The 18,959-nt window shown below is 67.1% G+C and carries 16 protein-coding genes and 1 other RNA gene; 14 read left to right on the top strand and 3 right to left on the bottom strand.

All coding sequences use genetic code 11. From position 1 onward, the window contains the following. Positions 1-339: RNase P RNA component class A (gene rnpB / locus DES44_RS21770), an RNA gene on the bottom strand. Between the two features lie 88 nt (positions 340-427). Between rnpB and DES44_RS21765 the strand changes: the two genes are divergently transcribed. The 3 genes from DES44_RS21765 (at position 428) to DES44_RS21755 (ending at position 2,511) form a co-directional block, all read left to right on the top strand. After that, entirely contained in the window at positions 428-883 is a 456-nt protein-coding gene (locus DES44_RS21765) for a GNAT family N-acetyltransferase (RefSeq protein ID WP_058934109.1), read from the top strand. Between the two features lie 173 nt (positions 884-1,056). After that, a complete protein-coding gene (cysK, locus tag DES44_RS21760; RefSeq protein ID WP_058934110.1) occupies positions 1,057-1,977 on the top strand; it encodes a cysteine synthase A in 921 nt (306 codons plus the stop codon). 204 nt (positions 1,978-2,181) lie between these two features. After that, positions 2,182-2,511, top strand: a complete 330-nt coding sequence (locus tag DES44_RS21755) for a hypothetical protein (RefSeq protein WP_058934111.1) — start codon at positions 2,182-2,184, stop codon at positions 2,509-2,511. A 288-nt stretch (positions 2,512-2,799) separates the two neighbouring features. Here DES44_RS21755 and DES44_RS21750 read toward each other — a convergent pair whose 3' ends face one another. Beyond that, positions 2,800-3,933 (bottom strand): Gfo/Idh/MocA family protein, encoded by a 1,134-nt coding sequence (locus tag DES44_RS21750; RefSeq protein ID WP_257720728.1) that lies wholly within the window; start codon positions 3,931-3,933, stop codon positions 2,800-2,802. 5 nt (positions 3,934-3,938) lie between these two features. Between DES44_RS21750 and DES44_RS21745 the strand changes: the two genes are divergently transcribed. The 3 genes from DES44_RS21745 (at position 3,939) to DES44_RS21735 (ending at position 8,711) form a co-directional block, all read left to right on the top strand. Beyond that, positions 3,939-5,144 carry a multidrug effflux MFS transporter gene (locus DES44_RS21745; RefSeq protein ID WP_058934113.1) on the top strand — a complete coding sequence of 402 codons (1,206 nt, stop codon included), beginning with the start codon at positions 3,939-3,941 and terminating at the stop codon, positions 5,142-5,144. A 396-nt stretch (positions 5,145-5,540) separates the two neighbouring features. Then, entirely contained in the window at positions 5,541-6,575 is a 1,035-nt protein-coding gene (locus tag DES44_RS21740; protein ID WP_233441663.1) for a carbonic anhydrase, read from the top strand. A 294-nt stretch (positions 6,576-6,869) separates the two neighbouring features. After that, positions 6,870-8,711 carry a methyl-accepting chemotaxis protein gene (locus DES44_RS21735; protein WP_058934115.1) on the top strand — a complete coding sequence of 614 codons (1,842 nt, stop codon included), beginning with the start codon at positions 6,870-6,872 and terminating at the stop codon, positions 8,709-8,711. Between the two features lie 110 nt (positions 8,712-8,821). On the opposite strand, the gene DES44_RS21730 is transcribed toward DES44_RS21735, so the two are convergent. Beyond that, positions 8,822-9,556: a TetR/AcrR family transcriptional regulator gene (locus DES44_RS21730; protein ID WP_232309943.1), complete on the bottom strand. Its 735-nt coding sequence runs from the start codon at positions 9,554-9,556 to the stop codon at positions 8,822-8,824. Between the two features lie 469 nt (positions 9,557-10,025). Between DES44_RS21730 and DES44_RS21725 the strand changes: the two genes are divergently transcribed. From DES44_RS21725 to mraY, 8 genes are all read left to right on the top strand, one after another. After that, positions 10,026-11,009, top strand: coding sequence for an MBL fold metallo-hydrolase (locus tag DES44_RS21725; protein WP_375137566.1), 984 nt, complete (start codon positions 10,026-10,028; stop codon positions 11,007-11,009). A gap of 255 nt (positions 11,010-11,264) precedes the next feature. Continuing rightward, a complete protein-coding gene (mraZ, locus tag DES44_RS21720; protein WP_058934116.1) occupies positions 11,265-11,693 on the top strand; it encodes a division/cell wall cluster transcriptional repressor MraZ in 429 nt (142 codons plus the stop codon). Further along, the gene (gene rsmH, locus DES44_RS21715) at positions 11,693-12,691 is read left to right on the top strand and encodes a 16S rRNA (cytosine(1402)-N(4))-methyltransferase RsmH (RefSeq protein WP_058934117.1); all 999 of its coding nucleotides are present in this window, start codon (positions 11,693-11,695) and stop codon (positions 12,689-12,691) included. Before mraZ ends, rsmH begins: the two co-directional genes overlap by 1 nt. After that, positions 12,688-12,996, top strand: a complete 309-nt coding sequence (ftsL, locus tag DES44_RS21710; RefSeq protein WP_310732379.1) for a cell division protein FtsL — start codon at positions 12,688-12,690, stop codon at positions 12,994-12,996. The genes rsmH and ftsL overlap by 4 nt, the downstream gene beginning before the upstream one ends. Continuing rightward, positions 12,993-14,768 carry a peptidoglycan D,D-transpeptidase FtsI family protein gene (locus DES44_RS21705; RefSeq protein WP_058934118.1) on the top strand — a complete coding sequence of 592 codons (1,776 nt, stop codon included), beginning with the start codon at positions 12,993-12,995 and terminating at the stop codon, positions 14,766-14,768. Before ftsL ends, DES44_RS21705 begins: the two co-directional genes overlap by 4 nt. Positions 14,769-14,780: 12 nt before the next feature. Next, the gene (locus DES44_RS21700; protein WP_058934119.1) at positions 14,781-16,298 is read left to right on the top strand and encodes a UDP-N-acetylmuramoyl-L-alanyl-D-glutamate--2,6-diaminopimelate ligase; all 1,518 of its coding nucleotides are present in this window, start codon (positions 14,781-14,783) and stop codon (positions 16,296-16,298) included. Next, the gene (locus DES44_RS21695; RefSeq protein WP_058934120.1) at positions 16,298-17,782 is read left to right on the top strand and encodes a UDP-N-acetylmuramoyl-tripeptide--D-alanyl-D-alanine ligase; all 1,485 of its coding nucleotides are present in this window, start codon (positions 16,298-16,300) and stop codon (positions 17,780-17,782) included. Before DES44_RS21700 ends, DES44_RS21695 begins: the two co-directional genes overlap by 1 nt. After that, a complete protein-coding gene (gene mraY, locus DES44_RS21690; protein ID WP_058934121.1) occupies positions 17,772-18,950 on the top strand; it encodes a phospho-N-acetylmuramoyl-pentapeptide-transferase in 1,179 nt (392 codons plus the stop codon). The genes DES44_RS21695 and mraY overlap by 11 nt, the downstream gene beginning before the upstream one ends. The last annotated feature ends 9 nt before the right edge of the window (positions 18,951-18,959 follow it).

Here is an 18,959-nt window from a genome sequence, read left to right as displayed (position 1 = left end):
GTGTGAAGCAAGCCGATAGGCCGGATTCTGTGCACAGGCGGGTCCTTGCGGACCTGCCTGCGTGACCGCCATTCCTCTGGGCCGGGCATCACTGCCACGGCTCGGTGCCACCTACCCGCCAGCTCTGCGAGCCGCATCAACGCTGGCCTACTTGGTGTTGCTGCGCGTAGAGATTGCCCGTTTCACCCGGACGGGGCGGGCCCCGTCCGACTCGTCTCTGTTGCTCTGATCCTCGGCTTTCGCCGGGCAGCCGTTAGCTGCTACGCCGCTCTATGCAGTCCGGACCTTCCTCCAGTGCCGTGTTTCCACGATTGCACCAGCGGCGGTCTGGCTTGCTTCACCGGCGCATTGTAGGGGACGGCGGGTGTCCGGCCGGGCGGGCACTCGGGTGGTTTCTGCCGGGAACGGGAATTGCCCGCAGGCGGACATGCAGATCGTAGCCCTTGACCCCCGCAGCCAGGCGGCCCAATCCCTGCTGGCGCAATCGCAAGCCGCTTCGGCGGCTTCCGCGGACCCGGCCGGTGACGCCATGCCGTCCTCCGGTGCCAAGGAGCTCTTCCTGGGCGTCTGGCTGGCGGAGTGGCTGGCCGGGTGCGGGGCGGTGCGCGTCGTCAAGGATGCGGACGCCGAGCCTTACGGCGAAATCAAGGGCATGTTCGTGCAACCGCACTTCCGGGGACGGGGTTTGTCCAAGGCGCTGATGGAGCAGCTCGAGGCCCATCTGCGGGCCCAGGGCATTCCGCTGGTGCGGCTGGAGGCGGGCGTGCACCAGGCGGAAGCGCTGGCCTTGTATGAGCGCATGGGCTATGACCGGCGTGAGCCGTTCGGTCCGCATGCGCCGGACCCGAGGCTGGTGTTCATGGAAAAGCGGTTGAGCAGCTGAGCCGCTGAGGGTTGTGGCGCCAGCGTCCCTGCCAGCCCCCCACGTCCACACGCTTATCGCCCGACCCGCGTGCCCATGGGGCTGATCTCTTGTTGGCCCTTCTGTAGGAACGCACAGGCTCCCAGGGCCTCCCATTTCCTCTTAGCATGGGGGCTTCATTGCAGGAAGCTCCCATGAAAGCAGACAACGTTCTGGCCACCATTGGCCGCACGCCCCACATTCGTCTTCAGCGCCTGTTTGCCGGCCAGGCGTCCGAGGTCTGGATCAAGTCCGAACGCAGCAACCCGGGCGGCTCCATCAAGGACCGCATTGCGCTGGCCATGATTGAGGATGCAGAGGCGCGAGGCGTGCTGAAGCCGGGCGGCACCATCATCGAGCCGACCTCTGGCAACACGGGCGTGGGCCTGGCCATGGTGGCGGCGGTGAAGGGCTACAAGCTGGTGCTGGTGATGCCGGACAGCATGTCGGTGGAGCGCCGCCGCCTGATGCTGGCTTATGGTGCCACCTTTGACCTGACGCCGCGTGAGAAGGGCATGAAGGGCGCGATCGCCCGGGCCGAGGAACTGGCCGCCCAGACGCCTGGGGCCTGGATTCCGCAGCAATTCGAGAACGGCGCCAATGTGGACGTGCATGTGCGCACCACCGCGCAGGAGATTCTGGAAGATTTTCCGGAGGGGCTGGATGTGCTGATCACGGGGGTGGGCACTGGCGGCCACATCACGGGTTGTGCGCAGGTGCTGAAGAAGGCCTGGCCGAAGCTGAAGGTGTTTGCGGTGGAACCGGCTGCCTCGCCGGTCATCAGTGGCGGGTCGCCGAGCCCGCACCCCATCCAGGGCATTGGTGCTGGCTTCATTCCCAAGAACCTGGACACCGCGCTGCTGGACGGCGTGATCCAGGTCGATGCTGAGGAAGCCCGCGAATACGCGCGGCGCAGCGCCCGTGAAGAGGGGCTGCTGGTGGGCATCTCCAGTGGTGCCACGCTGGCGGCGATTGCCAAGAAGCTGCCCGAGCTGGGCGACCACCCGCGCGTGCTGGGCTTCAACTACGACACGGGCGAGCGCTACCTCTCGGTGGAAGGCTTCCTCCCGACCTAAGCGGGAACGGCCCTCCTCGAAGACGCCATGCAGAGCGCCGCTCTCCCACCGGTGTAGGGGAGGGCGCCGGGGAACTGCTGGCGCTGTGCCGATGACAAACGCGGGATTGAGGACCCTCGTCCCCGCTTGCTGGGCCGGCTACGGCTTTTGCTGGGTGGGCGACTGGGGTCTGCCTGATTTCCCCTGGCTCCTGAGGAGCGGCTGATGACCCCTTACGACGATCCCTGGGCCTACTGTGCCCGTCTGTTTTTCACCCGCTTGATGATGTTTCTGGCGCTGAGCCTGCTGCTGTGGCTGTGCGTCTGGGCGGCGCTGCTGCATTGGGTGTTTGGCGCCGACGGCATGGCCATTCTGAATGCGACATGGACGCTGCTCAAAGGGGCAGAGCTGCTTTGGCGAGTGGTCTTCTGGCAGGCGGGCGCTCTGGCCCTGCTGCTGACGACGGTGGTTTATCTCCTGCTCATGACGCGCACCCGCACCGCCAAGGACACTCGCGTGCGCGGGCCCCGCCTGGCGAGTGTGGCGACGGGATGAGCGATGCCGCAGCGCGACAGCCTCTGCCATGCCGCTCTGCCCCTTCAGCAGTACTCGAGTCCGAGATCAGGAAGGCGGGAGCCCCTTCCCCGGAAGTCAAGGAATGAATGGCCGGCGAAGCCGGACAGAAGGGACTGAGCTCGGACTCAAACAGTCCTGTGGACTGTTTGAGCCTAGCGAAGGCCAGGGCCTCGGGCCCTGGCATGGAGGGGAAGGGGCTCCCGCCTTCCTGATCTAGCGCAGGCAGAGAACCCGCCGCACACCTCCAGCAGAGTCCCCCGAGAAGCTTCACCCCGCCCCGATGAGCAACCGCTCGACGGTACGCTGCACTGCGAGGGCTTCCGCAAAGCTGGGCAGGCTGTGCGACCGACCTTCGAGCATGGCGGACCAATGGCTGAGCTGGTCGTTCATGCCGGTCATGCGGAGCATGTCGGTGTCCCCCAGGCTCTGTGCCTTTTCCCCATGACGATGCTGGGTCACCCCGAACCAATCGCGCAGTTCGACTTCCCCTTCGGTGGCGCGCCACCACATGCGGGTGTCGTCGGCCTTATCGCCGCCGATCCCGGCGCGGATGCTGACGGCCACACCGGCTGCCTGGAGTTCTGCTTCCAGGGCTGTCTCGGCACTGATGCCGTCGTCCGGCCAGGTGACCCGGCTCGACACCACGTCTGCGGGCCCCAGCACCCGTTGCAGCACGAAGATGAAGTGGGACAGCACCTCGCGGGTGAAACCGCCTTCCGTGCGCTGAGCCAACCAGGGCCCGGCCTGACGTTGCCACGGCCGAGGCCAGGCCGAGAAACGCGCTTCGATCCGCACTTCCTGCAGCGTGCCCAGCGTGCGCCGCGCGCCGATGCCGAAGGCGAGTTGCAATGTTGCCAGCCCCGTCGACGATGCCAGCGAATAGTTCACTGCAGCACGCCGCTGCTCCCGCTGAATGCGCGAAATCGCGACCTTCGCCGCCTCGAAATCCGTGGTCAGGGGCTTCTCGCACAACACCGACAGTCCGGCATCGAATGCCTCGTCGGTGAGTGCCATGTGGGACGCGGGCGGCGTGGCGATATACACCCCATGCAACCCGGGCTCCTGCATCAACGCCTGCGCACTGCTGGCAGCACGCAACAGCGGATAGTGGGCCAGCGCCTGCGCCAGCACTGCGGGATTTTCGTCCCACACCCGGGTCACCCGCAAACGGCCATGACCGGCCAGACGGGCCAACATGCGTTGCCCCATCACACCCAGTCCGATCACACCAATACTCAACACCCCAGGCACGCCCGCTGCTCCTCGCCCGCAAAACCGTCGCAGTGTAGGGGCCGCCGCTACACTGCCGTGCGCCGCCGATCTCCCATTCCACCGCAAGGGCGGCAATCGCACAGCCTGTTTGGCTGACGACCACCCAACGCATACACCTTGCAGGTCCATCCCGGATGAATCCACAAGCCAGCCAACTCTGGCGCGCCCCGCGCTGGGCGCTTTCCATCCTTCTGGCGGCGCTGGCCACCGTGGGCCCATTTTCCATCGACACGTTCCTGCCTGCCTTTGCCGGCATTGCACGTGCCCTGGATGCGACGCCGGTGCAGATGCAGCAGACCTTGTCTGGCTACCTGCTGGGCTTTGCGGTGATGAACCTTTTCCACGGCGCCTTGTCCGACAGTTTCGGACGTCGTCCGGTGGTGCTGGCTGGCATGGCGGTGTTCACCCTGGCCTCAGTCGGCTGCGCGCTGGCGGGCAGCATTGGCCAACTGGTGTTCTGGCGCGTGGTGCAGGGGCTGTCGGCGGGGGCTGGTGTGGTCGTGTCCCGCGCCATCATCCGCGACATGTTCCCGCCTTCCGAAGCGCAGCGGGTGATGTCCCAGGTGACCATTTTCTTCGGCCTGGCGCCTGCCATCGCGCCGATGATTGGTGGCTTCCTGTTTGCTCACGCCGACTGGCACGCCATTTTCTGGTTCCTCAGCGGCGTAGGCGCGCTGCTCTTCGTCTCCAACTGGCGCCTGCTGCCCGAGACCCTGCACAAGGACCACAAGCAGCCCTTCAACGTGCGGGCCCTGATGCGCGGCTACCGCAGCCTGGTGACCAGCCGCCGCTTCCTGCTGCTCACCCTGGCCAGCGGCATTCCGTTCAACGGCATGTTCCTCTATGTGCTGGCGGCGCCGGTCTTCCTGGGCGAGCACCTGGGCCTGGCGCCCACGCAGTTCTTCATCTTCTTCCTCTTCACCATCGGCGGCATCATGGGCGGGGCCTGGCTCAGCGGACGCTTGGCGGGCCGTATTCCGCCGGCCCGCCAGATCAAACGCGGCTTCCTGATCATGGTGATCACCTCCCTGCTGAACATCGCCGGCAACCTTCTGCTGCCGGTGAGTGCCTGGTGGTCCTTCCCGCTGATTGGCGGCTTCGCCTTTGGCTGGGCGCTGATGGTGCCGGTGGTGACCTTGATGGTGCTGGACCAGGCGCCGGAGCGGCGCGGCATGGCCTCGTCGCTGCAGGCCTGCGTGGGCAGCGCGGCGAACGGTGTGGTCGCTGGTGTGCTGGTGCCCCTGGTGATGCACTCGACGCTGGTGCTGGCGCTGACATCGGCCGGCCTGCTGTGCATCGGCCTGTTCTCCTGGACCTGGATCCGACGCGAAGTGGCCTGACCCCGCAGACCGGGCCTGGATCTGCGCAAGCGCACCTCTGTGGCACGCGCCCCGGCCTACCCACGTGGCTGATGGACGTTAGCGACTAGACCTACAGCGTTGCCCACAGCTGCGCGGCGACCGCAGTCCTCCGCCCTGCTGGCAGTACTCGGTGCAGGAAAGAGGGAGCCCGGGGCCCCTTTGCGGAAGTAAAGAGGGGAATGGCCGGCGCAGCCGGACAGGAGTGACATGGAGCAAAGGGGCCCCGGGCTTCCTCTTTCCGACGCGCCCGCCACCGATCCCCCGCCCCATCTGCCCCCCGATCCCCGGCAGGATTTACCACCCCGACACCGTTCGGCGTCTCAAGTCGCCGCTCCCGCTGCCGACATTCAGAGAAGAGGCGCCGCAAAAAGCGCCTTGGCTGCGCCCACCTTTGGGCCGAGCCTGACCGCTGTCGTCCGGAGTTCTGCCATGTTCTCGTTTGCTGCTGGCCGCCGCTGGCTGTCTGCCCTGGTTGCTGTGTCTGCTGTGATGGCCTTGACCGTCACCGCGGTGCCGCGCGTTTGGGCGCAGGGGGAGGAGACGCCGGAGCAACTGCGTCAGCGCTTGGCTGAGCGGTTGAAGGAGGACATTGGCAGCACGACGAAGGTCGGCACCGGTACCCGAACCGGCAAGAGCCAGGAAAACAGCCAGGACAAGGACCGCGCCCCCCGCCGCTCCGGAGGCAAGTCGACCACCTTGCCCGCCGTCGCAGTAGCCGCCTCCGCCGCGCGCCCCGAGGTGCCTTGGTCCTACACCGGCGACAACGGCCCGGACCGCTGGGGCCAGCTGTTGCCGGAGTGGAAACAGTGCGCCGTCGGCACCCGCCAAAGCCCGATCGACATCCGCGACACCATCCGCGTCGACCAGGAAGCCATCCGCTTCGACTACCGCGCCAGCCGCTTCTCCGTCGTGGACACCGGCCACACCATCCAGGTGAATGTCTCGTCCGGCAACTTTATCGAGATCATGGGCCGCCGTTTCGAACTCCAGCAGTTCCACTTCCACCGCCCGAGTGAAGAGCGCATCAACGGCCGCCAGTACGACATGGTCGTGCACCTCGTCCACAAGGATTCAGACGGCCGCTTCGCAACGATTGCCGTCCTGCTCGAACGCGGACAGGACCAGCCCCTGGTGCAAACCGTCTGGAACTACCTGCCCCTGGAGCGTGGCGACCAATACGACGCCCCGGTCAGCATCGACCTCAACCAACTGCTCCCCAAAGACCGGGCTTACTTTACCTACATGGGCTCGCTCACCACCCCCCCGTGCAGCGAAGGCGTGCTGTGGATGGTGCTTCGGCAGCCGGTGCAGGTGTCCAGCCAGCAGATCTCGATTTTTTCGCGTCTGTACCCGATGAACGCCCGCCCCCTGCAAGCGGCCGGCGGCCGGCTCATCAAGGAATCGAACTAAGACGTCGAAGACACCGCTCCGACATCCGGACGCCCCGTGCGAGGAACGGGAGCCTGCGCAAAACCGGCTGTGAACGCATTCACGACGTCCCCATCTTCCTTCGTGGAAACCCTCGAATTGCAGGCGATACGTGCGCAAAATGGGCGAGTGGCGCATATTCCCAGTTGAAGCTTGACCCTCGTCAAACCGCGGGCGGCTGACAGCCCCGCACCGGGACGCGGCTGCCTCTGCGGTGAACGGGCCGAACAACCTGGGAAGGTGGCCGACATTCCTTAGTAGTCACAGGAACTTTCCGTGTTGAAGACCATCAAATCCCGGCTCATTGCCCTGACCATCCTCATTGTCGTGGGGGCTGTCTCGCTGGCCACGCTGGCCAGTTACCTGACGGTCCGCAGCCATACCCAGCGCGAAGTGCAGGACCAACTGTCCAGCCTGGCCGATGCGCATGCCGCCGGCATTGCCGCCTGGGTGCGCACCCAGAAAGACGTGGTGGCCGCCCTCGCGCCCGCCGCCGCACTGGAAGACCCTCGTCCGGCCCTGACCCAGGCGCTGCAAAGCGGCCGACTGGACCTGGCCTATGTGGGTGGGGCCGACAAGCGCATGATCTCCATCCCCGACCGCAAACGGCCGGCCGACTACGACCCCACCGCACGTCCCTGGTACAAGCTGGCCTCCGGCAGCGACCAGCCGGTGCTGACCGCGCCCTACGTCGCCTCGTCCAGCAAGAAGCTGGTGGTGACCTTCGCCAGCGCGGTGAAGCAGGGCGGTGAGCTCAAGGCGGTGACCGGCGCGGACGTGGCGCTGGACGACGTGATCGCGACGATGAAAGCGATCAAGCCGACCGAACACGGCTTTGCCATGCTGCTGGACAAGTCCGGCAACATCATTGCGCACCCCGATGCGGCCCTGACCCTCAAGCCGGTCAAGGACCTGGCCGCGGGCCTGGACGAGGCGCTCATCCAGCGCGCCGGCGGCAAGGACCTGACCGAAGCCGCCATCGGCGACGCCCGCTACTTCCTCAAGGCGGCGGACATCGCCGGGACCAACTGGGTGCTGGTGGTGGCGGCGGATCAGTCGGAGGCGCTGTCGGCGCTGTCCAGCGTGCTGCGCCTGGCGGGCCTCACGCTGGTGGTGGTGACCGTCGTGGCGGCGCTGCTCGCGGCCGTGGCCGTGGGGGTGCTGCTCAAGGGCTTGTCCGGCATCAAACGCGCGATGAACGACATCGGTGCGGGCGAGGGCGACCTGAGCCAGCGCCTGCAAGTGCGCGGTGACGACGAGATTGCCGACATCTCCCGCGGCTTCAACCAGTTCGTGCAGAAGATCGAGCAGGTGATGCTGCAGGTGCGGGAGACCAGCCAGTCGATCGCCGTGGCGTCGCGCCAGATCGCCGCAGGCAACCATGACCTGAGCCAGCGCACCGAGGAGACCGCCAGCAACCTGCAGGAAACCGCCAGCTCGATGGAAGAGCTCACCAGCACCGTCTCGCACAGCGCGGACAACGCCTCGCAGGCCCGGGACCTGGCCGACACCGCCAGCCGTGTGGCCCAGCAGGGCGGCGAGGCGATGGGTCAGGTCGTGTCCACCATGCAGTCGATCAGCGAGAGCTCGCGCCAGATCGGCGACATCATCGGCGTGATCGACGGCATCGCCTTCCAGACCAACATCCTGGCGCTGAATGCGGCGGTGGAAGCGGCCCGGGCCGGTGAACAGGGGCGCGGCTTCGCGGTTGTGGCTGGCGAGGTGCGCGCACTGGCGCAGCGTTCGGCCAGCGCGGCCAAGGAAATCAAGACGCTGATCACGCAGAGCGTGGAGCGGGTGGAGACCGGCACGCGGCAGGTCAGCACGGCCGGCACCACCATGGGCGATGTGGTGAGCAGCGTGCAGCGGGTGGCGCAGATGATCGGCGAGATCAGCCACACGGCCAAGGAGCAGAGCCATGGCATCGGGCAGGTCAACGAGGCGATCGCGCAGCTGGACCAGGTGACGCAGCAGAATGCGTCGCTGGTGGAGGAATCCGCGGCGGCGGCGGAGAGCCTGAAGGAACAGGCGCAGCGCCTGGCGGACGTGGTGGGCACCTTCCGCCTCAGTGGCGAAAGCGCTGGCCGCAGCGGCGCCGGCGGTTTTGCTCAGCATTGAGCCCGAGGGGCGATCCGGGGCGGGGCGTGAGCCCGCCGCGGTCCTCGCCGACACCGACAAAAAAGGCGCCTTCGGGCGCCTTTGCTATTGAGAGGCCGCGCTGTCCGGCGTCAGCGGTCCGTGGCCCTGGCGTAGCTGCGCAGGAACAGGTCGGCGGTGGAGGCGGCAATGCGCTGCTGGTCGGCCTCGCCCAGCGGCGGCTGGCCCAGGGTGATCTGCGGCCAGAAGGCAAACCCCTTCACCAGCGCCTGCAGCTGGGCCGACGCGAAGGCCGGGTCGGCCACCTCCAGCCGGCCGTGCGCCGCAGCCGCACGCACCCAGACCGTCATGCCTTCTTCCTTGCTGCCCAGCCGGGCCAGCATGTCCCGGGCGCGGTCCGGCGTGTGGATGGCCTCGGCGATCAGCACCCGCGCCAGGTTGATGAACTGCTCGTCCTTCATCATGCCCAGCTTGCGCTGGATCAAGGCCACCAGTTGCTCGCGCAGCGGCTGGTCCGGCTGGTAGGCGACATCCGCCAGGTCCTGGGTGGACTGGAACAGCCGCTCGACGATCGCCTCGAACAGCGCGTCCTTGCCCGCGAAGTGGTTGTAGACGGTGCGCTTGGACACCTGCGCCCGCGCCGCGATGCGGTCCATGTTGGCCACCTCGAAGCCGTGTTCACGGAACTCCGCGATGGCGGCGTCCACGATGGCCTGGCGCTTGCGGTCGGTCAGGCGCAGGGGGCTGCAGTCGTCGCCGGTGGGCGTCGGGCTGGATTCGGAACACCCGGCGTCAGCAGCGATTTCAGCGCCAGCATCGGCGCCGTCCATGGCATCGAGGGAAGAGGGAGGCAGATCGGGGCACATGGCCTCATGTTACACGGGGGAGTTTACTTTTGCCCAGAGCCTGCCTACACTCCGCTGAAACTACACTGTGTAGTGCAAGTTTGGCTTTGAGGGTGATCCCAAAGGCGTTCGCCAACGTAAGTGCAAGTGCAGGCGGCCTGGCATCGGGCTGTCTGCCGACACGGAGAAACACGCATCGGGAAACGTCCTTCCGGACCCCTGCTGCCGACGCCCGTGGCCATCTGGAGCCGTGATGTTGATGTCCATCCCCCGCCTGGCCTGGGCGATCTTGATCTGTTTTGTGGGAGTTGTTGCCGTGACCGTTTCTCTCTCCGTTCCCCGCACCGCCGCCGCGTCGGTGTCCCTCCCTGCTGATGCGCAAGTCGCGGCGCCCGGCGCGTCGGCGCCCGCCGGCACGGCCTACCGCCGCGACACCGACGGCACCTTCCACAACCCGGTGAGCGAACCCAAGCAGGGCTTCTGGAAAACGATGGGCCTGTTCTGGGACGTCATGTTCCGCAAGCCCGCCGGCACCGCGCCCTCGGCGGCCCAGGCCGTGCCGGTGCAGCCCCTGACGCTGGCGCAGCTCCAGGCTGCCGCCGATCAGACGCTCTACCGCCTGGGCCACTCCACCGTCCTGCTCAAGCTGCAGGGGCGGTTCTTCATGACGGACCCGGTGTTCTCCGAGCGCGCCTCGCCGTTCTCCTTCGCCGGCCCCAAGCGCTTCCATGCGCCGCCGCTGGCGCTGGAGGACCTGCCGGAGCTGGAAGCGGTGATCCTGTCCCACGACCACTACGACCATCTGGACGAAGCGACGGTCAAGGCGCTGGCGCCGAAGGTGCGTCATTTCCTGACGCCGCTGGGCGTGGGGAAGCGGCTGATCGACTGGGGCGTGCCGGCGGAGAAGGTGCAGCAACTGGACTGGTGGCAGTCCACCCGTGTGGGGGGCGTGACCTTCACCGCCACGCCGGCCCAGCATTTCTCCGGCCGCAGCCTGTGGGACCGCAACAGCACGCTGTGGGCGTCATGGGTGATGGAAGTGCCGGCCGGGATGTCCAAGGATGTCCCCGCAGACGTGCCGGGAGACGTGCCTTCACAACCCGCATCCCCCGCGCTGCGCGTTTTCTTCAGCGGCGACACCGGCTACTTCGACGGCTTCAAGGCCATCGGCGAGCGCTTCGGCAGTTTCGACCTGACCCTGATGGAAACCGGCGCCTACGACGCCCGCTGGCCCTATGTCCACATGCAGCCCGAGCAGACGCTGCAGGCCCACCTGGACCTGCGTGGCCGCCGCCTGATGCCCATCCACAATGGCACTTTTGACCTGGCCATGCACCGCTGGCAGGACCCGTTCGAACGCATCCTGTCCCTGGCGCGTCTGCGGTCGGTGGAACTGGTGACGCCCATCATGGGCGCTCCTGTGGATATCCGTCAGCCGGCTCCCACATCCGCGTGGTGGCAGAGCCCGACCTGACGCCTTTGGGCCCAGTTATTCACAGGCCGTGCCCCCTGTTTCGTGCCGGTACATCCCGGCATTTAGTTGATCCATCACTTGCATAGACCTATTTAAGTCCTTCATTTAGAAGGACTTTCTTTTTTGAGGATCGCTTGAGAAGTGCCGCTAAGTAGTTGATTTGATTGGGAAAAACGCCAGATTTTCTTGACCGGACGCTCGACCGCCATTAAAGTGGGAGAAAGTGCATTTCGGTGGGGCAAAGTGGCGAATGTCGTGTTTCAAGGGGCGAGTGCCTTGGCGTTGGACGCCAAGGGGCGCTTGACCGTCCCTGCACGGCACCGCGAAGTCCTGCAGGCACTGTGCAATGGCGAGCTCACGCTCACCAAGCACCCGGAAGGCTGCCTCATGGTCTTCCCCCGTCCAGCCTGGGAGCAATTCCGCGATCGTGTGGCCGCACTGCCCATGTCCGCTGCCGGCTGGAAACGTGTCTTTCTGGGCAATGCGCAGGATGTCGAGATCGACTCCGCCGCCCGCGTGCTCGTCGCCCCTGAGCTGCGCGCGGCTGCCGGCCTGCAGAAAGACGTCATGCTGCTCGGGATGGGCAGCCACTTCGAACTGTGGGACGCGCAAGCCTATGCCGCCCACGAAGCCGCCGTCATGCAGTCCGAACTGCCGGATGCGCTCAAGGATTTCAGCTTCTGATGAGCGCCACCCCTTTCACCCACACCACCGTCCTGTTGCAGGAAACGGTGGAGGGCGTCCTGAATTCGCCGGATGGCATCTATGTCGACGGCACCTTTGGCCGCGGCGGGCATTCGCGCCTGCTGCTCTCACGGCTGTCCGAGCGGGGGCGATTGATCGCCATCGACCGCGACCCGGAAGCCGTCGCGGCCGCCACGTCCGGTCAGACGCGGGTCGATGACCCGCGTTTCTCCATCTGCCACGCCCCGTTTGCCGACATGGGCGCGCAACTGGATGCCCTGAACATTCCCCAGGTCCATGGCGTGCTGCTGGACCTGGGCGTTTCCAGTCCACAAATCGACAACCCGGAGCGCGGCTTCAGCTTCCGCTTCGATGGCCCGCTGGACATGCGCATGGACACGACGCGGGGCGAAAGCGCCGCCGAATTCCTGGCGCGGGCGGAAGTCAATCAACTTGCCACGGTGATACGCGACTATGGGGAAGAACGGTTTGCTCTGCCGATTGCAAAGGCGCTTGTGGCTCGCCGGGAAAGCGGGCGTCCTGTACGAAGCACCGCCGAGCTTTCCCAAGTCGTGGCTGGTGCGGTCAAAACCCGCGAACCGGGCCAGGATCCTGCAACGCGCACATTTCAGGCTCTACGGATTTTCGTCAACGCCGAGCTTGAAGAGCTGCAGCAGGGGCTGAATGCCGCGCTGGCGCGGCTGGTGCCGGGCGGGCGTCTGGCGATCATCAGCTTCCATTCGCTGGAAGACCGCATCGTCAAGAACTTCATCACCGCGCACAGCAAGGATGAAGTGGACCGCCGTGCCCCGTTTGCCGCGCCCAAGCCGCTGGCCCTGAAGGCGATTGCCCGCATCAAGCCGTCCGAGGGCGAAGTGCGCGCCAATCCCCGCTCGCGCTCGGCCATCCTGCGGGTGGCGGAGCGCACCGATGCGCCGCTGCCCCCACCCGCGCCTGAAGCCACCGGCAAACAGCGCCGCGGAGGAGGGCGCCGATGATCACCCGGCTGAACCTGCTGCTGATGCTGGCCGTGTTGGTGTCTGGCATCTACATGGTGCGCAGTGCCTATGAGGCGCGGCGGCTGTTCACCGAACTCGACCGCTCGCAGAGCGAAGCCCGTCGCCTGGACGCCGACTACCAGCGCCTGCTGGCCGATCGCCAGGCGCAGGCCACCAACCTGCGGGTGGAGCAGGTGGCGCGTGAGCGTCTGAAGATGCGGGCCATCACGCCCGCCATCACCTTCAACCCCGACGCCCCGGCGCAGGTCGCCAGCGGCGCCCGGGGGACCGGAGCCGCGCGATGATCGGCCGCAAGCGCGCCAGCGCCGCCTCGCGCAGCGTCAGCTATTCCAGCAGCCCGCTGCTGGCGTCCAAGACGCCGCCGTGGCGTTCGCGTTTCCTGGTGGCGCTGGTGGGGCTGGCCTTCACCGGGCTGCTCGGGCGCGCTGCCTACATCCAGCTGATCGGGGAAGACTTCTTCCAGCGTCAGGGGGAGGCGCGCTACGCCCACAAGATGGAAGTGCCGGCCAGCCGCGGCAAGATCAGCGACCGCAGCGGCCAGGTGCTGGCTGCCAGCGTGGCGGTGCCCTCCATCTGGGCCTTTCCGAAGGACGTGGACAACGACCCGGACAAGCGCAAGCAACTGGCCAAGATCCTGGGCATCAGCTACGCCGAACTCGAAAAGCGGCTGGACCCGTCCAACCGCTTCGTCTACCTGCGCCGCCAGGCCGACGACCAGACCGCCGCCAAGATCAAGGACCTGGGCCTCAAAGGCATCTTCCAGGACCGCGAATACAAGCGCCAATATCCGGAAGGCGAAGCCGCCGCGCACGTGGTGGGCTTCACCAACCTGGAAGAACGCGGCCAGGAGGGCGTGGAGCTGGCATTCCAGAAGGACCTGCAGGGCCGCGACGGCTCGCGCTCGGTCGTGCGCGACCGCCTGGGCCGCGTGGTGGAAGACATCGGCGAGCAGGTGCCGGCGCTCAATGGCAAGGACATCGAACTCTCCATCGATGCCAAGGTGCAGTTCTTCGCCTACCAGCGCGTGCGCGATGCCGTGGCCGAGAACAATGCCAAGGCCGGCTCGGTGGTGGTGCTGGACGTGCACACCGGCGAAGTGCTGGCCCTGGCCAACTACCCCAGCTACGACCCCGGCCATCGCAGCAACCTCTCCGGCGAGCAGTTGCGCAATCGCGCCCTGACCGACGTGTTTGAACCGGGCTCCACCATGAAGCCCTTCACCACCGGCCTGGCGCTGGAGACCGGCCGGGTGAAGCCGGACACGGTGCTGAGCACCGGCCCGCGCAGCGTGGTGATTGCCGGCTGGTCCCCGACGGATTCCCATCCGCACGGGGACTTGACCGTTCAGCAGGTCATCCAGAAGTCCAGCAACATCGGTGCCGCCCGCATGGCGCTGATGATGCAGCCGCGCGAGATGTACGACATGTTCACGGCCATCGGCCTGGGGCAGCGTCCGCAGATCAACTTTCCCGGCGCGGTGACCGGCAAGCTGCGTCCCTACAAGAGCTGGCGGCCGATCGAGCAGGCCACCATGAGCTACGGCTACGGCCTGTCGGCCTCGCTGCTGCAACTGGCGCGCGCCTACACCGTGTTCGCGCGGGACGGCGACATCATCCCCGTCACCATGACCAAGCGGGCGCCGGATGAGCCGGTGGCCGGCATCAAGGTGTTCTCGCCCAAGACCGCGGCCCAGATCCGCGAAATGCTGCAGATGGCCGCCGGCCCTGGCGGCACGGCGCCGCAGGCCATGGTGCCCGGCTACAGCGTGGGCGGGAAGTCCGGTACGGCCCACAAGCAGGAAGGCAAGGGCTACGCCAGCCACAAATACCGTTCGTGGTTCGTGGGCATCGCCCCGATTTCCAAGCCGCGCATCATTGTGGCGGTGATGGTGGACGAGCCCAAGAACGGCCAGTATTTCGGTGGGGCCGTGGCCGGCCCCGTCTTCAGCCAGGTGGTGGCCCAGACCCTGCGTCTGCTGGGGGAGCCGCCGGACCTGGACGTCAAGCCACAGATCGTCGCGGCCCAGAAGCTCCAGGCCGTGGATGAAAGTTTTTAAGCGGGCCGCCTCATGTTGATGCACCTCAAATCTCCCGAAGCAGCCGCCCGCTGGCTGCAGGAATGGACCCCCAGCGGCCAGCTGCGCACTGACAGCCGGCTGGTCGGCGCGGGCGACGCCTTCATCGCCTGGCCCGGCTACGCCAAGGACGCGCGCCAATTCGTGGCCGGCGCGCTGGCGGCCGGCGCGGCCACCTGCCTGGTGGAAGACCAGGGCGTGGCCGAGTACGGGTTTGTGGATGCGCGCATTGCCTCGCTGCCGGACCTCAAGGCCCGTTGCGGCCAGATTGCCTCCGCGTTCTACGGCGAGCCCAGCAGCCAGCTGAGCGTCCTGGCCGTGACCGGCACCAATGGCAAGACGTCCAGCGCCTGGTGGATCGCCCAGGCGCTGACCCTGCTGGGGTCGCGCTGCGGTGTGGTGGGCACGCTCGGCGTCGGCCAACCGCCCGTTCCGGGCGCGATCACCCACAGCTCGATCGAGGCCACGGGCCTGACCACGCCCGACCCGGTGCGGCTGCAGGAGGCGTTTCGCCGCATGCGGGATGACGGCTTCGGCGCCTGCGCCATCGAGGCTTCGTCCATCGGCATCGAGGAACACCGCCTGACGGGCACCCGCATCCAGGTGGCGCTGTTCACCAATTTCACGCAGGACCACCTGGACTATCACGGCAGCATGGACGCCTACTGGGCTGCCAAGCGCCGTCTGTTCAGCTGGCCCGGCCTGCAGGCCGCGGTGCTGAACATCGACGATGCCAAGGGCGCCGAATTGGCTGCGGAACTCACCGCGGGCGCTGCCTCGGGCCTGGACGTGTGGACCTACGGCCTGAACCGCAGCGACGCCCGCCTGTGGGCGGAGAACCTGCGCCATGAGGCCCAGGGCCTGGCGTTCACGCTGCGCGAAGGCGAGCAGTCGGTGGCCGTGCAGACCGGCCTGATCGGCGACTACAACGTCGCCAACCTGTTGGGCGTGATGGCCGGCCTGCGCGCATTGGGCCATGGCCTGGACGACATCGCCCGCGTGGCGGCCCAGGTGACGCCGGTGCCCGGCCGCATGCAGCGCGTGGGCAATGGCCGTGAACTGCCGCAACTGGTGGTGGACTATGCCCACACCCCCGACGCGCTCGAAAAGGCGCTGCAGGCGCTGGCCCCGTTGGCGGCGGCACGCGGCGGTGAGCTGCGCGTGGTGTTTGGCTGCGGCGGCAACCGGGATCCCGGCAAGCGTCCCCTGATGGGGGCCATTGCAGCGCGACTGGCGCGGCATGTCGTGCTGACCAGCGACAACCCGCGGGATGAAGATCCCGCCCGCATCCTGGCCGACATCGAAGCCGGCCTGCCTGCTTCAGCACAGCGCCTGGTGCTGGCGGACCGCGCCGAAGCCATCGCCACCGCCGTGCGCAACGCAGGCGCCCGTGATGTGGTGCTGATCGCCGGCAAGGGCCATGAGGACTACCAGGAGATCCGCGGCGAGCGCCGTCCGTTCTCCGATGTGCAGGCTGCCCGTGCGGCGCTGATCGAAAGGGCCGGCCTGTGATGACCCTCGGCCAGGCCCATGCCCTGCTGCAGCCGCTGCTGCCGCAGGTGCAACTGCTGGGCGACGCCGCCACTCCGATCCAGCGGGTGAGCACCGACACGCGCCAACTGCGTGAAGGCGACCTGTTCGTGGCGCTGCGCGGCGAGCGTTTCGACGCGCATGATTTCCTGCCGCAGGCGCGCGCCGCTGGCGCGGTCGCCGCCGTGGCCGAGCGCGGCCTGGCCGAAGCCGGCCTGCCGGGGCTGCTGGTGCCGGACGCCAAGCAGGCGCTGGGGCTGCTCTCGCAAGCGTGGCGCGCGACGCAGCACCTGCCGGTGATTGCCGTCACTGGCAGCAATGGCAAGACCACGGTGACGCAGATGATCGCGTCCATCCTGCGCGCCTGGCTGGGTGACACCGGCATGCTGGCCACCGAAGGCAACTTCAACAACGAGATCGGCGTGCCGCTGACCCTGCTGCGCCTGCGCCAGGACGATGCCGTGTGGCACCGCGCCGCCGTGGTGGAGCTGGGCATGAACCATCCGGGCGAGATCGCGCCGCTGGCCGCCATGGCCCAGCCGACGGTGGCCCTGGTCAACAACGCCCAGCGCGAGCATCAGGAATTCATGCACACCGTTGAGGCGGTGGCGCGCGAGAACGGGGAAGTGATCCGCGCCCTGGGCCCGGCCGGAGTGGCGGTGTTCCCGGCGGAAGACGCCTGCGCGCCGGTGTGGCACGAACTCGCGGCCGGCCGCGGCATGCTGACCTTTGCGCTGCAAGGGCAGGCGGACGTGATGGGCCGTGCGCAATGGGTGCCTCCGTCCGATGGCGAGAACGTCATCGCGAACGACAGCGCTCACAACAGCGCCAACGACAACAGCGCCAACGACACCGGCGCCGGCCACTGGGCCCTGGACATCCACACTCCCGCCGGCGACATCCCGGTACGCCTGGCCATGGCCGGCCAGCACAACCTGCGCAATGCACTGGCCGCGGCGGCCTGCACCCTGGCGGCGGGCGCACCGCGGTCCGCCATCCGCGACGGGCTGGAGCGCTTCAAGCCGGTCAAGGGCCGCTCCGCGCTGCAGACGGCGGTGTGGCAGGGGCGCCGCATCACCCTCATCGACGACAGCTACAACGCCAACCCGGACAGCGTCCGCGCCGCCATCGACGTGCTGGCCGAACTGCCGGGCAGCTCCTGGCTGGTGCTGGGCGACATGGGCGAGGTGGGCGAACAGGGCCCGGCCTTCCACCGCGAGGTGGGCGCCCATGCCGCCGACCAGGGCCTGGCCGCGCTGTGGACCGCCGGTGCCGCTGCCTGCGATGCTGCCGCCGCTTATGGCGCCGGCGCCCGCGCCTTCGACACCGTGGATCAGCTGATCCAGGCGCTCAACGAAGCCCCCCAGGTGCAGAACGTCCTGGTCAAGGGCTCGCGCTTCATGAAGATGGAACAGATCGTGGCCGCCCTGCAGTCCGGCGGTCGAGGAGAAACCCATGCTGCTTAGTCTGGCCCAATGGCTGCAGACCTATTTCCCTGAACTGGGTTTCCTGCGCGTTTTCAACTACATCACCTTCCGCGCCGTGATGGCGGCGCTGACCGCGCTGCTGATCGGCCTGGCCTTTGGTCCCTGGGTGATCCGCCGCCTGACCGAGCTCAAGATCGGCCAGCCCATCCGCGAATACGGCGTGCAGCAGCACCTCTCCAAAAGCGGCACGCCCACCATGGGCGGGGTGCTGATCCTGATCGGCATCGGGGTCTCGACCCTGCTGTGGTTCGACTGGTCCAACCGCTTCGTCTGGGTGGTGATGCTGGTCACCATGGGCTTTGGCGCCATCGGCTGGGTGGATGACTACCGCAAGGTGGTCAACAAGGACCCCGAGGGCATGCGCAGCCGCGAGAAGTTCTTCTGGCAGTCCATCATCGGCCTGATCGCCGCCATCTACCTGGCCTTCAGCGTGTCGGAGACCAGCTTCTACGCCGTGGTGGAGCTGTTCTTCCGCTGGGTCTCCAGCGGCTTCTCGACCGAGCTGCCGCCCAAGGCCGACCTGATGCTGCCGTTCTTCAAGTCGATCAGCTATCCGCTGGGCGTGTTCGGCTTCATCGGCTTGTCCTACCTGGTCATCGTGGGCACCAGCAATGCGGTGAACTTCACCGACGGGCTGGACGGGCTGGCCATCATGCCGGTGGTGATGGTGGGCTCGGCGCTGGGCGTCTTTGCCTATGTCACCGGCTCATCGGTCTACAGCCGCTACCTGCTGTTCCCCTACATCCCCGGTGCCGGCGAACTGCTGATCTTCTGCGCGGCGCTGGCCGGTGCGGGCCTGGCCTTCCTGTGGTTCAACACCCATCCGGCGCAGGTCTTCATGGGCGACGTCGGCGCGCTGGCGCTGGGCGGGGGCCTGGGCACGCTGGCGGTGATCACCCGCCAGGAAATCGTGCTGGGCATCATGGGCGGCGTGTTCGTTGCCGAGGTGCTGTCGGTGATGCTGCAGGTGACCTGGTTCAAGTACACGAAGAAGAAGTACGGGGAAGGGCGACGCATCTTCAAGATGGCGCCGCTGCATCACCACTTCGAGAAGTCGGGCTGGAAAGAGACCCAGGTGGTCGTCCGGTTCTGGATCATCACCATGCTGCTGTGCCTCGTGGGCCTGGCCAGCCTGAAACTGCGCTGAGCGCCGGGA

Source organism: Roseateles depolymerans (genome assembly GCF_003387155.1).
Taxonomy (GTDB): Bacteria; Pseudomonadota; Gammaproteobacteria; order Burkholderiales; family Burkholderiaceae_C; genus Roseateles; species Roseateles depolymerans.
Note: the sequence above shows the minus strand (reverse complement) of the source record. Positions and strands in the feature narration are given on the sequence as shown.

Bases quoted from the DNA above. Each gene is read 5' to 3' on its own strand.
- DES44_RS21765 (WP_058934109.1), top strand. From the start codon at position 428: ATGCAGATCGTAGCCCTTGACCCCCGCAGCCAGGCGGCCCAATCCCTG.
- cysK (WP_058934110.1), top strand. From the start codon at position 1,057: ATGAAAGCAGACAACGTTCTGGCCACCATTGGCCGCACGCCCCACATT.
- DES44_RS21755 (WP_058934111.1), top strand. From the start codon at position 2,182: ATGACCCCTTACGACGATCCCTGGGCCTACTGTGCCCGTCTGTTTTTC.
- DES44_RS21750 (WP_257720728.1), bottom strand. From the start codon at position 3,933: ATGGACCTGCAAGGTGTATGCGTTGGGTGGTCGTCAGCCAAACAGGCT.
- DES44_RS21745 (WP_058934113.1), top strand. From the start codon at position 3,939: ATGAATCCACAAGCCAGCCAACTCTGGCGCGCCCCGCGCTGGGCGCTT.
- DES44_RS21730 (WP_232309943.1), bottom strand. From the start codon at position 9,556: ATGTGCCCCGATCTGCCTCCCTCTTCCCTCGATGCCATGGACGGCGCC.
- DES44_RS21725 (WP_375137566.1), top strand. From the start codon at position 10,026: ATGGGCCTGTTCTGGGACGTCATGTTCCGCAAGCCCGCCGGCACCGCG.
- rsmH (WP_058934117.1), top strand. From the start codon at position 11,693: ATGAGCGCCACCCCTTTCACCCACACCACCGTCCTGTTGCAGGAAACG.
- ftsL (WP_310732379.1), top strand. From the start codon at position 12,688: ATGATCACCCGGCTGAACCTGCTGCTGATGCTGGCCGTGTTGGTGTCT.
- DES44_RS21705 (WP_058934118.1), top strand. From the start codon at position 12,993: ATGATCGGCCGCAAGCGCGCCAGCGCCGCCTCGCGCAGCGTCAGCTAT.
- DES44_RS21700 (WP_058934119.1), top strand. From the start codon at position 14,781: ATGTTGATGCACCTCAAATCTCCCGAAGCAGCCGCCCGCTGGCTGCAG.
- DES44_RS21695 (WP_058934120.1), top strand. From the start codon at position 16,298: ATGACCCTCGGCCAGGCCCATGCCCTGCTGCAGCCGCTGCTGCCGCAG.
- mraY (WP_058934121.1), top strand. From the start codon at position 17,772: ATGCTGCTTAGTCTGGCCCAATGGCTGCAGACCTATTTCCCTGAACTG.